Consider the following 15,469-nt stretch of genomic DNA (forward strand, 5'->3'; position numbering starts at 1 on the left):
ATGTTATCGGGTATATTAGTCATTGAGTAGGGCTCCTTCTTGGTGGTGTCGCAATCCCGAGAATACCCTACTTTTTTGTTACCTGAAAAGGCTCCAAATCTTGGTACACAAACAATTTTACGTCATCCGGGTAAATATTTGAAGGAAAATATGTTAAAGCTTTAGATTCAAAACCAATAAATGATGTCGAAATTGATGCAATTTGAATAATTCTAACTCCTAACAAATGATTCTCTCGTTCGTTATACTTAAAAGTCTCTTCCTTTACACTTTGGTCAGGGTATATATATATCATTCTCCATGTTTGATCTTCTTCGAATTCTTTTTTCTTTTGACCTTTTATCCAATCACCAGATATTCTCTGTGCAACCACAACCCTATTTTCATTTTTTTTATCGAGTACATTTAGTATTTGTAGCCAAGATAGATATCTGACATCCCCCTGCCGATTAGGTCTTATCCATGCCTCTGTATTAGTATATTTTTTATTATTTATTGTGACAGAAACATCATAAATTTCTTTTTTCGTTCCCATAACTGTTTCTGAGGTAAACCTGCCTGTTTTCAATAAACTTATCGAGATTGTATTGCCTAGGATAGTTACAGGTTCATCAAGAGTATTGGAATTTTCTAAACCTTTATTATTTACATTGATTATTTCATTTATTTCATATTGGTTCTCAATTTCCTTATAAATTTTGGACTCTTTAAAAATTAAGGATATGAAGAAATAATTATTAATAACAACCCTGCAATTAATGGAATTCTTTGATAATTTTTCATTAGACGCGTCTCCTATGAGATATAGAGGCAAGTAAAATTTAACTCACCTCTATAAATTGATGAACTCTATTGATCATAAGTAAAACTAGGGGATTATTCATAATATCGGTAGATGTTGACCCATATTAGATATGTTTCTGTTTCTATTTATAGATGTTTGCCCCCACTTACTAATGAGCTTCGTTGATCAGGACTTCGGATGTTGTTTGTTCACCCTTTATTGAGGTGAACTGGATAATTGGCCTCGCATTCGCAGGCGGTTCGCCATATTCATCACGAATCGTATTCGCATTTTGCTCGGAAATTTGCCCAGCAGTTATTGTGACGGTCCAAGGATTGACGCCATTATCGCTATAAGTAACCGGGTTTGATCCAGTAAGTTCTGCTAATCCATAGAAATATTCCGACCAGATATTATTGGTTGAATGATGGGTTCATTGGGGCACTGGGTAGCTCTCCCCCACAAAAATAAACCTTGATGGCATGAAGCCATCAAGGTTTATTTTGAAAAATCACGATCTATTTTCACATGCAATAATTACATCGTACGCATCCTTCGCACTTATTTGTGCTTTAACAGCTTCCTCTTCGGTTATTTCTATTTCTCGCATTTGAACAACTAATTCACCTGCGTCATACCTGATGTATATTTTTCCACTTCGTTCAAAAATCTCAATGCCATAATCCGAAAAAATAATTTTTTCAGCCAATTTCATTACCCCCTATTTGAATATTGAATTTACAGTATAATTACCTGGTAAAACAGGATCAATTGTAGCTTCTGGTATTCCGCCACCTGTGTAACCACCTGGTACCCATTGAGAGTTAGCTCCAAGTTCATTACCGCTTGGCATCCTTAGTCCACTTGGTGATGAAATATCAATCCTTACAGGATTAATGCCTAATGTTCCGGGTTCAAGACTGAGATATTTTTCTAGTTTAGCAATATTACCACCAGACTGAGTAATCAATTGGTCAGCTAGCGATTTTGGCATCACAAATGTTCCTCCAGGAGGTCCAACCACTCCATTTGGGACAGAAGAAGATATTTTTGTAACACCGCCATCAAATTGAGTAAGGTGAGAAGTAATATAATTTTGAGAAAGATAGGTTCCCGGATCAGGTCGTTCACCTTTCTTTATAGATAAAATTTTATCAGTTACAGACTCAATATAAATGTCATCGACTTTTTTTCGTATCTCCTCAGAATCCGTCGAATCAAGAATTTTGTTGACATCATCTAAATCCGCTTCATTGTTTATTAACTTTTTCGTAAGTGTTAACTCTTTCAGTACTAACCCTATGCCTTTTGTACCGATGACAGCAACTAAAGTACCTCCGATATATTCGCCTATTTGCTCCGCTCTATCGTAGCGATCGCCCCCGTTCCAGCGATCGACTTCATCCAAGATAGCTTCCCCAAGCGGAATTGCAATTGGCAAAAGATATTTCGTATCGCCTGTAACTCGATAAGCTACAAACAAAGTCGCCATAGCCTTAATGGTTTCGGCTGTTTTTATCGGATGTCGGATTAATTCATAGGTTTCCAGAACGCTTCCCTTTATTCCTCTCCATGCTCCTATTGCAAAATGTTTTGTGATTTTCGCACCCTCTACAGCGGCAGCGTAAATATCATCAGACAAGGATGCGACAAGAATCGGTTCCGACATACCTAATATACCTTGTGTAAATGAGAATACCGATTCTCCGATGATTTGTTGCTGTGTGGATGAAAATGATGCGAACTGCTCCTGGCTGATCAGGACTTCGGATGTTGTTTGTTCACCCTTTATTGAGGTGAACTGGATAATTGGCTTCGCATTCGCAGGCGGTTCGCCATATCCACGAATCACTGCCGCATTTTGCACGGAAATTTGTCCAGCAGTTATTGTGACGGTCCAAGGATTGACGCCATTATCGCTATACGTGACCGGGTTTGATCCAGTAAATTCTGATAATCCATAGAAATAATCCGACCAGCTGTGGGTATAACTCCATTCTTCAGTAAATGCTTGCTCCCACTGCTCTACGATCTGTCTCTTTTGTCTATCCTCGCTTATGCGAATCGGTTCATAAAGGGTCGAGCTATAACTGTTAAATGTCCACGTATCGGTAAACACATAATGTACTTCCTCATCCTGATATTCTTCAATTTCCTGATGGCCTTGCTTATTCCTCACCCAATCCGGCACGTGTCCTGTTGGATCCCACATGTTGACCGGATTGTTGCCGACGTAGGCGTAGCGATTCTGCGTCCACGGCTGCGTCCCTTTCCCCGGCCATGTATCTTCGGTTAGGAACCGCGCTGATGTCGTATCATACCAGCGTGCATCGTAATCCATTAGGCCAGTCTTGTCGTCATAATGCTGACCGGTATAACCTGCGGTATTATATGGCGCGGTGATGCCGCTGAAGATACCGCCGAATGTATCGTAGCGGTAGCTCTCTATGACGCCCCCGTTACGGTCGGTCAGCTCGCTGACCGAATGCCTGCCGTTAGATAAATAATACATCAGGCCGCCGTTTGTATCCAGATGTGGCTCCTTGCCCGGATTGATCAGCCCATGTAGTCCGAACATCTTGCGGGACACGATCTCGCTGTTCGGACCCAAGTAATACTCTGCATACGGGGATCCTTTGTCGCTATATTCCTTATGGATGACGTTGGACAAGCCCATGTACATGTAGGCGGTTTTCTCCAAATCGGTTTGTACCGACGAAGCATCAGAATCCCCGGAATTGGGATCCCCGGAAAGCTTCTTGTACAATCCGTATTTGTTGCCTTCGCCGTTCGTCAGCGCATTCTCATTCGGCGTTCCATTTCCGTTGCCCTTCTCACTGTCGCTGCCATTGCCCTTATCATTACCGTTTCCACTGCCCTTATCATTACTATTGCCATTACTATTGCCGTTGCCGCCTTTGCAATCCACTTTACCATAAGCATTGCCATTATTTGCATGGTTGGATTTGCCTTTGTCATTATCATTGCTCTTGCCATTACCATTACCCTTGTTTGGTTGTTCTTCACCCGCTTTCGGCCCTTCAGGCGTCCATAGGTGGAACGTCATCTCTTCACGCGATACTTTTCTGCCCAAACCGTCATAGGCATATTTGGCATAGCCGCCGTCCCCAAATACAACATCCGTGAGTTGGTTCGCGTTGTCGTAAGCATATTCGATCCGGCTATCTGGACCGATCTGTGCGATTTGGTTGCCGTTATCGTCGTATTCGTAAGCCGTATCCCCGGCTTGCAGTAATTGGTTTAGCGCATTGTAGCTGTAATGGGTCTCAGTCCCGTCAATCGTCATGGACAACCTGTTACCAACCGAATCATACGAATATGAAGCGTGAGTATAACGGTCCATTAAATAGCCCGGCTGCAATTTCTTAGAGCTTGAAGACGGGTTGACTTCAGCAGCAATCTCTAATACACCCTCGTCTTCAACCGTAACTGATTTGACAATTCCCGGAGGGCACGAGAGGTCACTGCTCTTCTTATTCCCATTCTCTTTTCCGTTGCCCTTTTCGTTTCCTTTGCCGTTTTCTTTGCCGTTTTCTTTGCCGTTTTCTTTGCCGTTTTCTTTGCCATTGTCTTTACCATTACCATTGTTTCCATTGTTACTATTACCGTTACCACTGTTTCCACTGTTGCCATTACCATTGTTTCCGTTTCCGTTGCCGTTATCGGAGCCGCCGCTATTGCCGCCGCTGTTGCCGGGATTACCCGTATCGGGATTGCCCGGGTTCCCACCGCTGTTACCGGGTTTGTCTGCATCCGAGGAACCGGAATTTCCTTTGCTGGAATCGCCGCCCCCTCCATTGTCGTTTCCTCCGGCATTTCCCCCTGCATTTCCTCCCGCGTTGCCTCCGCTGCCTGTATTTCCTCCTGAATTACTTCCACTACCGGCGTTAGCTTCGCCGTTTCCACCGTCAGCGCTCCCACTGTTCCCGCCGCCATTGCCTCCACTATTCCCGGCATTATCATTGCCCTTTTCTTTGTCCGCTGCGGCGATTTGGGCATAGGGAGAGTATAAATAATCGTTATTCAAACCGGCTACTTTGGCATATGGCTCACTCGAAGCGGTTTCGGTACTGCCATGCCTTACATCTGTTAAACGATTTAATACGTCGTAGCCGTAGTCAATCCGGGAGCCGTCGGCTTCCGTCTCGGAAATCCGTTTACCCGACGCATCGAACTCATAGGCATAAGACGAAATTGTCGAACCGGCAGCGTTGCGGTTGTCCACTTTAACAAGCTGTCCATCTTGGTCGTACGTGTTATTGATTTGATTTCCGTTAGCTAGGTCACGTTTGGTTTCCAAACCCAGCGCATTGTATTCAAAGGCGCTTCTATTTCCGTCCGGGTCCGTCATGCCTATCATCTGGTTACGAACGTCATATTCATAATGAGTAACTCGATCTTCGCTATTGGTTAGCTGTGTAAGATTTCCGTTTGCATCGTAATCGTATTCGATCGACTTGCCAAGCGACGCATTGGTTTGAGAAGCGAGCCTGCCGAGCTTGTCATAAGCGAATTGCTCATCGGAAGAACGATTGGTTACCTGGGACAATCGGCCCAACAGATCGTAACCATATTTGACTTTATCATCTGTGGATTCCACTGTAGACAGTTGTCCACGCGGTGTATACGAATAACGGGTTGGCTGCTGCTTCGGATCAAGCTTTTCCGTCAGCTGTCCGGCCTCATCATAGCTGTACTGCGTTTTATTGCCAAGGGCATTGATTTCTGTAAGCGGCTGCCCGTTCAGATTATACGCCCACCTGCGGCTATTCCCGTTGGCATCCGTCAATTTGGCGAGCTGTCCCATGCCATCGTACGTGTAGGTTGTCTTCCCGTTTAACGCGTCTGTGGTGGAAACTAATTGATTCAGCGCGTCGTAGTCGTATTGCGTTTGGTGTCCCAATGGATCGACTAATAAGGCAAGATTGCCGTTGGCGTCATATTTCCATTGCTCCACTGAACCGCTCGGGGCTGTCCGTTTCACAAGCCGATTTAAACCGTCATAATTGAATGTCGTTACGGACCCCAGCGCATCCGTTACGGTGGTAAGCAGGCCGGAGGCATTGTATCCCCAGCGGGCGGAATAACCCGCCGGGTCTTTCATTTCGGTCATGCGGCCGACCTGATCATAAGCATACTCGGTCCTGTGCTTAAGCGGATCTTCCATCGCAATAACGTTGCCTTCTTCATCGTATTCATAGACATAAGCCGAACCGTGAGGATCAACGGTTTTGACAGGCTGCCCCAAAGCGTCATATTCATAGCTCCAGATCGATCCCAGAGCGTCCTTCTGCTGAATTAAGCTTCCGAGCGCATCGTACGCATAATGCGTCTGTGCTCCGAGTTCATCCCGTTCAATGGTTGTAAGGCCAATGGCGTTATACTCCCGTGATATCCGATAACCCAAAGGGTTTGTTTCCGAAACGACACGGCCCAAGGGATCGTATTTCCACTTCCACACACCGCCTTCGGCGTCCTTACGCTGCGTTAAATATCCATCTGCGCTGTAAGTGTTTCGTATCGTTCCGCCATTCGGCAATGTCGCTTGAGCAAGTCGATCAAGCGCATCGTATTCATAAACCGTTACTGCATTCAAGGCGTTCGTCTCTTTCGTTGGATTCCCAACCCCATCATATTCGAACTTCGTTACGCCGCCTTTCGGCTCAGTCATCCGAACCACTTGTTGTTTGGCGTTGTATTCCCATGAGGTTAGATTCCCGCCTGCATCGATTTGTTGAATCGGGTTTCCCAGAGCGTTATATACCCACTTCGTAGCATGTCCAAGCGGATCGGTAGATTTCACGATCCGATCCAGGGCATCTGTATGTACGGTTGTCGACGCTCCGCTCGCATCGGTCATTTTCCGGATTCCACGTTTATCGTCATAGACGATTTCTGATCGCATACCGCGTCGATCCGTTTCGGAAGTCAATCGCCCCAATACATCATAGGTATATTTTTTGGATGCACCCAATGCATCGGTGATTTGTAAAGTGCGTCCCGCTCCGTCATAACGGAATGCCGTCGTTTGCTGAAATGCATCCGTTACGGATACGGTTCGGCCAAGAGCATCGGTCTGGTATTTGGTCGCAGCTCCTTGCGGGTTGACGCTGCTGACCAGCCTTCCCGCCTTATCGTATTCATACGTTTCTTCCTGGCCGAGCGCATCCGTTATCTTGGTCGGCAAACCGAGTTCATTGTAGATCCACGTTGTTCTGTGGCCTGCCTCATTTACATAACGGATCATCTCGCCGGATTTACTGTAATCGTAAGAGGTGACTTGGCCTAGAGCATCCGTTATTCGTTTGACCTGACCGTTCGCATCATATTGGAAACCGGTCATACGTCCCAGCGCATTGGTCTGATTGACCATACGACCCATCGCATCGTATTCCAGCTTCGTGACCGCGCCGTCCGCTTCTTTGACTTCGGTCATTTGACCGAGCGCGTTATACGTCATCTCCTTCATATGGCCAAGTGGGTTGATTGTTTTAACGGCTTGGCCCAAAGCGTTATATTCCCATGACCAACTAGACCCCAAAGCGTCGACTACTGCCGTTCTGCGGTCCATTGCATCGTAGAAAAACTCGCTCTTGCGATCCCTGTAATCGGTTGCCGTCTTTACATTTCCCATGACATCATAAGTCAATTCCGTCGCTAGATTCAGGGCATTGGTTACTTTGACTACTTGATCCATCTCATTATAGACATAAGATGTCTTGGCACCTTCCGGATCAGTGGTTTCCAGCAATCTGCCAACAGCATCGTATTTGTAGGTAATTTGATTGCCGATCGCGTCTGTGATCAGGGTCGGCAGGCCCAGCTCGTTATAAGCCATTGTGCTGCTATTTTCAAGCGGATCAGTCATTCTCTCAATTTGATTGCGCGTATTGAACTCATAGGTGTACGTTCCGCCCGCCGCATTGGTAACGATCGTTTGGTTCGTTAGATCGTCATAGGTCCACTTTGTTTCTCTGCCTTCGGCATTGACAGTCCGGACAATTCTCCCCAGAAAATCGTATTCGAATTGCGTCGTCTGCCCTAACGCATCTGTTGCTTTAACGAGTTGTCCGCCCGAATCGTATTCATAAGAGATGATTCCTCCAAGCGGATCAGTGACCGACGTTAACAAGCCTGATTTATTATAAGCCAACTTCAATACATTATTGGCTTGATCGATAACCTGTTGTACCCGATTGGACCCGTCGTAAACGTACGTGATCGCTTGACCAAGTGCGTTTATAACTTTTGTCGGTTGTCCGTTAGCCCCATAGCTTACTTCGGAAATACTTCCATCGCGGTTCACGGTTTTTATTAACCGGTTTGCCTTGTCGTAAGCGTACTGAACGGCGGTTCCATCTGGAAACGCTGTTTTCTTGAGTAGTCCTAGACTATTATATTCGTTCGAGATGAAGGTACCGTCCGGACGTTGTTCGGTCAATACTCTTCCCGAACCGTCATAGGTATACTGTCTGGTGCGTCCCAGAGGATCATTCGCCTCCAGCAATCTGCCCCTTTTGTCATAAAGCAGCGTAGTCTCGCGGCCCTGTTCGTCCTTGACCTTGGAGAGCTTTCCGGCCGCATCGTATTCATACGCCAGCTTGCCGTTCGGCGACTCGACGGTGTTCACTCCGGACGGGCCGTATGTATAAACGGTTGTTCTTCCGAGTGGATCAACCAGCTTGGTCACTCTGCCAAGAGCATCACGAGTCAATGCCGTTTCCCTGCCAAGCGGATCGGTCACTTTCGATAGCCGCCCCATCCGGTCATAACTGTAGGAATCCGATCTTTCCAGTCCATCCTTGGCGCGAACCAAATTACCTTCCTTTGTTCTCTCATAGGTTGTAACAATGCCAAGGGGATTCTTCTCCGAGACGAGCAAGCCATTCCGGTCATATTGATATTCCGTTACGACGTCATCGTTCGTAACAAGGCGAGTTGCATTTCCATCGTCATCATAAGTCATATCCGCTTGAAATCCGCCCGGAGACGCTTCTTTCACCAATCGTCCGTTGAGGTCATAACCGTATGTAGTCACATTATCGAGCGGATCAGTCTTCCGAATAATATTGCCTTCCGCATCGTAAGCAAATTGAATCAATCCGCCCGCTTCGTTGGTCATCGAAATGAGCTGCCCTTTATCATCGTAGTCAAAATGAGCTATAACGCCATCGGGATTGGTCTTCTTCTCGATATTTCCGTCATTGTCGTACACGAACGATGTCTCCGTACCATCAGGATGCTCGATTCGCTTCGGCAGCTTCCATCGGTCGTCATATTCGTATGTCGTCACGGCACCGCTGGCTTCCTTTTTTTTCGTTACATTGCCATTCGCGTTATATTCGGTCGTTTCGATCCCGCGGATCGACTCCATTCTCGTAATCTTTCCTTTATCGTCGTATTGATAGCTAACCGTCTCTTTCAATGGATTGATCATGCTCGAGATTTTGCCGTCTGCAACGCCGTATACCCACTTGTTGTCCAGCACATCCGTCAATAGGGTCTTGTCTTCACTGTAGGCAAAAGCAAGCTGAATCGAGCCGCTGCTGTCCAAAATAGACTTAACTTTGTTCTCTTCGTCATACCGGAAAGTCTTGACCGCACCCTCGCCGTTTGTTATCGAGGACAGTCGGTTCTTGTCGTCATATCCGTAGCTGACAGCTCTCCCTTCTGGTGACACAACTTTCGCAAGGCGTCCGGAAGCGTTGTAGCTGTAAGTAAACGTACTAAGCATCGGATCAATGATCTGCGAGATCACGCCATCCTCCCACTTGATTTGGATGCTGCGATTGGCTGTATCCGTAATGCCGGTCAGCTTGCCCCCGTCGTTATAAGTAAAGGACATCGTATTTCCGTATCTGTCCTGCAGCTTAACCATCTTACCTGCATTAACATCCTGCACGCTGCGCCAAGGCGCAAAATAGCCATTGTATGTAATTTTCGCCCCGCCGCTTTTGGTGACGACGTATTCATTCTCGCCGATTCGTTCCAATTGTTCCCCGTCAATAGGCTCGTAATGGCCCTTATGCAGCTCGTAGTTGACTTTGTCGTCCCCGTCGTATTCCAGAATATATCCGTCGGGATCATCTTTAATGAATGTATAACTGTTAACCGTTTCATCATAGCGGAATTCGCCTATCGCATAATCGGCGTACATGCGCAGGAGAGAGTTCCAGTTGTAGTCCCAACCGATCCCGAAAGCGCCTGGTTCTCCGCCCGAACTATCGTACGTTCGCTCCAAGTCGAATCCGAATCCGATGCCAGGCAGATGAATATCCGTAGATTGCAGCTTCAATTGACCGGTGGCCACGTCCACTGGGTGGTTCATCGGATCTTCGGACTCAGGACCTGCGGCTGGGCCAGTTGGGGCTCCGCTTGACGAACCTGCTCCTGGAGCCGCCGGCTTTCCAGAGCTTAGTCCCGAAGGCAGAGAAGGGACCGCGTTTTGCAAGGGGTTAGGCAACGGAGGACGATAGCCATCGGCTTGTCCCGGCAGCTGCTTCAAGATCTCCAAGGGGTCAACATAACCCGGAGCCGTGCCGCCGCTTCCCTCCATAGCGAAGACGGACGTTTGCATGGATCCAAAAAAGATAACCAATATCATAAAACTGACTAAAATACGCTTTTTCATAGATACCCTCCTGAGATACATGCTCTTCATAAAAATGAAAAAAACAGCCCGATGCAAAACCGCGAGGGATTTGCTTCGAGCTGCTTAAAGGTTTTTTTGAAAAAAGCGAACTCACCTTCGGGCAACCTGGCAATCATAGCTCTATTAGAGCTTTAGACCCACGGCTTTGCGTCATCCCTTTTCAGGAATTTTGCCTTTTTCACCTAAATTATGACAAAAATATCGATTTTATCTCATTATATGGTACAAATATACTAAATTCAACACTTTTATAGTAATTCGAATATCCTATACAAGAGAAGCACATAACAGCAAGCAAACAAGCTTTCGTCGTCTCATATTATTGTCCCGTTCTAGGACCGAATCTACGAACGATTGTGTTGGCGATTAACTGTAATCTACTTAATAGATGTATATCCACTTTTTGCTACTGGTTGCTCTTTCAATCGTTTTTTGAATCAATTAGCTGTAGAAATAAAACTAATCTCTGAAATAGAGTAGCCCCATATACTTTCCTAAATGGTAAAAAAAGTACTCCACCAAAGGTGAAGTACTTACAAACCTAAACTATTTATACGGTTAATTAGACTTGTTACATCATTAATTGTATTGAGTAATTGTGAATTCTGAATTTTATCGAGTGACAGGTGACCATTGTCCACCACTTGATTTATCTCTTGCAGCAGCAATTTATTTTTTTCCACCAATTGCTGATGAATATCTTTTGCAACCGAGGGGGCCTTGGTTAGATTGAAATGTTCTATATCCTTTTTCAAACTATTTAAGCGATTTTCAAGTTCCTGCTTAGCTTCTGAATTCAAAGAGGCATCTTGAATCATTCGCGGTGCCTGTTCTGCAAAATCACTTAAATTATTTATATGCTCCGTGGCTTGATTTACATATTCTAATGAGCTATTTGCTTTTTCTAATAATGAACATGCACTCAACATCAGGGATGCAAACATTAATAATAGTAACATCAATTTTCTCATATGTCGGTTCCTTTCCCAGTTATTTTCCAGCAGAGATTGATGTTATTTATTATATTTTACGTATTTCAAGTAAGAAGGGTTTCAGTCACAATTCGTCGATATCATATTATGAATTATGAAGGAAAATGGTTAGGAGAATGGTGTAATCCATTCTCCTAACCATTTCAATCTACAACCTCGGGTCAATCTCTTTCTCTTTCGCGACCTCGAAAAGCAGGTTAGCAACGATTTCCTTATATTCATTGTTCACCGGAGAGATCTCATCCAGCTTTACTGAGAGCATCCGAGTCCCTAGACGATGCTCATTCGCAGAAGTCCGAAGCTTTGAGCTAATGTTCTTCTGTTTCATGAGCTTGTTATACTTATGTGGGAACCGATAATCGTAACCATAGATAATCGAAAGGTAGCTCGTATTACGGACCTTCATGTAAGGAACAACCTTGTTCTCAGCCTTCTCTGGCTTCTCTGGCTTAATGACTACACCTTCCATATGGTTCTCAGTCGTCAACTTGGAGAAGAAACTTTCTGCCTTTTCATAGCTTTCAAGTTCAGCCAAATCCAGTATTAAGAATTCATCATCCGACAGGAAGCGATAGCTGTCAGAAGTGTTCCGATCAGGGAATCGTTCTTCCCCATTCTCGTGTATCTCCTTCAGCAACGCAAAAGGCTTATATTCTAGCTCCGCATCCCCGGCATACAATTTCATCTGTTTCTTATAGACGTTGTACTCTTTGGTATGTTCTGCTAGAGGCACATAAATCTCCTTGATCTCCCTCATGGATTTGTAATTCTGATACAATGTCGGGCCATGCTTTTCGCTTAACATAGACTTTGCCATATGGAACTGATCCTTCTCGAATCCGCTTGCCTCGTAGGCTTCCGACAGCTTACCGAATGCTTCCTCAAACCCATTCCTCTGCAGAAATTCAAGCTCAGTCTCCAGCGCCTTCTCAATTGGATTGAACTGTCTTTGGATCAATCCATCTCCCATCGCACTCCACGGCAGAAGCTCCCCATCAAGTATCAACATCGAGATCTCGTTATCCGCCATATACGCTCCGAACTTCCAAAGCAGCTGCTCGTAAATAGGGGTTAAATCAACCGCTTTAACCCTATAACCGTTACGGCTGACCGCGTAACATTGGTCAATATCCCGATGTAAATAGACATTACACCTGGAACCCATGTACTTGGGCTGCAGCATGACCTCTGTCACGCCGCGATCTGCAAAATATTGCAGGCCTCGCTTCAGCGACTCCAGCTCCCCGGAAGCCTCATCTTTATCGGCTGGCGACATCGTCCCTGAAATGAAGTTGATTTTGTTCCGAGAGCAGTAATGCAATCTGCGGACTGCTTCATCGTCAAGCTCCTGCAACGATACCTTCTTCTCTTCCCGAAACAATGTCGGCAGCTCTTCTTGTATGGCCGTTTGCTGAGACTTGTGACTTTTGAAGAAGGGTTTAAATGACATTTGGACACTGGTCAGCACATTCCCGTGTGCGCACCCCGTGTCGAGATGAATTTTATTCCGAATACGGAATGCATTCTTCGCGGCTACATGCCCAAACACATGATAAGGATGGTTCCCCACAGCCTCTTCCTTCAGGAAATGGAGCTGCTCCTCAAGCGGCGCATCACGGTCAATCCGGAAATTGCGTTGATGACGAAGCGAGTTTGCATCCAGCTTACCCATATACTTATTACGGCAAGGCGCATGGGTTACATAGAAGGATGGCCCACTAACACCATTGAACCGATAGAAAGGCTTCGATACCGACACTAGATGAGCGAATTTCTCAAGAAGCCCTGCATCACCTAGCAGCACCTGTGTCGAATCGAAGTACGTATGCAAGAGCTCGGGCTCAACCCCTTTGATCTCTCCCTTCATATACTTGTCAACGAAGTTCTCATGATTGCCCGTCACAAGCATAAAGTGCTCCTGATTCATATGCAGAAACTCGATGATCGCGCTGGTTTGTTGCCCTTTATCAATCCAGTCGCCGACAAGAATCACCTTTGTGTTCCTTACTCTCTCTGTTGCGATGAGCTTACCCTTCTCCAGCATATAGCCATAGCTCCCGAGCAGACTCTGAAGCTCCTGAACACATTCATGGACATCGCCAACGATAATATACTTCTGATCCTGCGGCAGGAACGAGGACATATATTCCTCCCAGTCCTGAACGACCACTTGATATGCGGGATTCACCTGCCCTGCTTCAACCGAGTAAAAGTCCTTCGCGCGCACCTTATGAATTTTCGTATAGCCTTCCCGCGACAATGAGCTGAGGACGTCTTTTTTCAATCGATTAATATGGTTAGTAATCAGCTTCTTGGAGCGTTCCGATGCGTAATAATCCTCGCGTTTGCGGTAATCGAATAAGATGACTTCCACGTTATAGTTGTTATCGCGCGCAATCTCCCTAACCTTATCTCGGAAATCCTCTGCTAAACCGGTTGTATCTACGATGACGAATTCGGCGTTGACAGGGAATGTGGTCACCATCTTCAGCTTCTCGAACAAGAGATGGAACGCCTGTGAGCTCGCCTCCAGCATTACTTGATCGTACTTATCGTATGGGTATCCAAGCACCTCTTGGCGGATATTATCGGAGGAGAGATACTGTACATTAGCGCTTAAGTTTCTACCCTCGTCCTTGAACCGAAGCCCCGGAATAAGCACTTCCTGTGCAAAGGTTGTTTTGCCGCATTCCGTTGATCCGATCATCAAGAAGATGGTGTGGACCTTAGTTTGAATCTCCACTCACTACTCCCCCTTTCCCCTCACAATGACACCTTGCGTTGTTTGTATTTTGTTGACCTCATCACCGATTTTAGCGAATTCGAAGGGGAGGCTCGTTTCCACCATAAGCTGAGAGAACCACAGTCGAAACTCATTCTGGCCCAGCTCCCACTTGTGATCATCATGCCTAAACCCGTTAAGCTCATAGTAGGGGTTAAAATCTGCGTTAGGTGTCGTAATGATCAAGCGATCGAAAGCCACGTGCTTGCAAATCTGTAGAATGAGCTCTTGGGCTTCTGCCTGACTCATATGCTCTATCACTTCAGTCAGAATCACATCGACTTGCTCTCCGCTGTATCCGTCTAGGAAATCATCGATCGAACGATAGGTGACGATGTTATCGACTTCTCTGGATTTAGCCTTACTCTTGACGACCTCAAGCAGCTCTTCATTAATATCAATGGCATAATAGCTGCTCTCAAGCTTATTAGCGAAAGGGAGGGCATAATAGCCTTCCCCGCAGCCAACATCGAGAATTGATTGATTGAAGGAAAGGTTCCCGGCGATAAAATTCCTTCGTTGAAGTGCCGTCCCCCCGAAGTCGAATCGGATATCATAGCGGCTTGTTTGCTCAAGCTCCGTCTTGTATTTCTTGAAGCGTTCCTTGGAGGACAGAAAATTTCTCACGAACAAGCTGCGAATGTAGAATGGCGCGTCAATCACGTTAACGCTCTTAATATATTTGCCTAAGATATCATCTGAGATGTCGATATATTCGTCCCCGAACATAGACAAGAACAAGCACAATACACTCACGACATGCAGCAGCTGGTGCAGGCTTTTGTTCGTCGAAACCGTCAGAGAGTAACTTTTGTGCGCTTGATGTTCGATTACGAACGAGAAACCCTTCATATGCTTTTCGAAAAAATCGATGTACCGCGTAAGCTCGATATGAATCATATTGATGTGGAAAGAATGCTCATACCCCTCGAGATCCCGATCATCCAATGCTTTAAGAGGGGCTGAGAAAAATTCATTAATAGCATTAAGCGGGAATAATGGCGTGTTATAGCGAGATACATTCAGGTACTCAAAGTTGTCATTCTGATTCTGCTTGTAGGAGATTTCATTATCCGCATCCTTGAAGTAAACATTGAATGTGGCATCATCGGAATACCAGCCATAGGCCATCCCTTTGCGTACCGAACGAAGCAGCATTCCTGAGCTCGGATTTTTCTTAATCAAGAATGACAGCTTCGGGTTACTTGATTTCACTTGAACGATAGCCACAGTACTTT

6 protein-coding genes and 1 riboswitch are annotated in these 15,469 nt (G+C 45.6%); all 6 genes read right to left on the reverse strand.

Translation table 11 applies throughout. From position 1 onward, the window contains the following. Positions 1 to 67 precede the first annotated feature (67 nt). The 6 genes from ACESLK_RS08250 to ACESLK_RS08275 all read right to left on the reverse strand — a co-directional run bounded on the left by ACESLK_RS08250 (position 68) and on the right by ACESLK_RS08275 (position 15,461). Entirely contained in the window at positions 68 to 814 is a 747-nt protein-coding gene (locus ACESLK_RS08250; protein ID WP_373228764.1) for a hypothetical protein, read from the reverse strand. Positions 815 to 1,295: 481 nt separating this feature from the next. Beyond that, the gene (locus tag ACESLK_RS08255) at positions 1,296 to 1,493 is read right to left on the reverse strand and encodes a hypothetical protein (protein WP_373228766.1); all 198 of its coding nucleotides are present in this window, start codon (positions 1,491 to 1,493) and stop codon (positions 1,296 to 1,298) included. Positions 1,494 to 1,505: 12 nt separating this feature from the next. After that, positions 1,506 to 10,436: an RHS repeat-associated core domain-containing protein gene (locus tag ACESLK_RS08260; protein ID WP_373228768.1), complete on the reverse strand. Its 8,931-nt coding sequence runs from the start codon at positions 10,434 to 10,436 to the stop codon at positions 1,506 to 1,508. Between the two features lie 117 nt (positions 10,437 to 10,553). Then, positions 10,554 to 10,641, reverse strand: a riboswitch (cyclic di-GMP riboswitch). 349 nt (positions 10,642 to 10,990) lie between these two features. After that, positions 10,991 to 11,428 carry a DUF6376 family protein gene (locus ACESLK_RS08265; protein ID WP_373228770.1) on the reverse strand — a complete coding sequence of 146 codons (438 nt, stop codon included), beginning with the start codon at positions 11,426 to 11,428 and terminating at the stop codon, positions 10,991 to 10,993. 169 nt (positions 11,429 to 11,597) lie between these two features. After that, positions 11,598 to 14,192, reverse strand: coding sequence for a metallophosphoesterase (locus ACESLK_RS08270; protein WP_373228772.1), 2,595 nt, complete (start codon positions 14,190 to 14,192; stop codon positions 11,598 to 11,600). A gap of 3 nt (positions 14,193 to 14,195) precedes the next feature. Continuing rightward, complete coding sequence (locus ACESLK_RS08275) at positions 14,196 to 15,461, reverse strand: class I SAM-dependent methyltransferase (protein ID WP_373228773.1); 1,266 nt, start codon at positions 15,459 to 15,461, stop codon at positions 14,196 to 14,198. Between the last annotated feature and the right edge of the window lie 8 nt (positions 15,462 to 15,469).

The sequence above is a fragment of the Cohnella sp. genome (assembly GCF_041640265.1).
In the GTDB taxonomy this organism is placed as follows: Bacteria; Bacillota; Bacilli; order Paenibacillales; family Paenibacillaceae; genus Cohnella.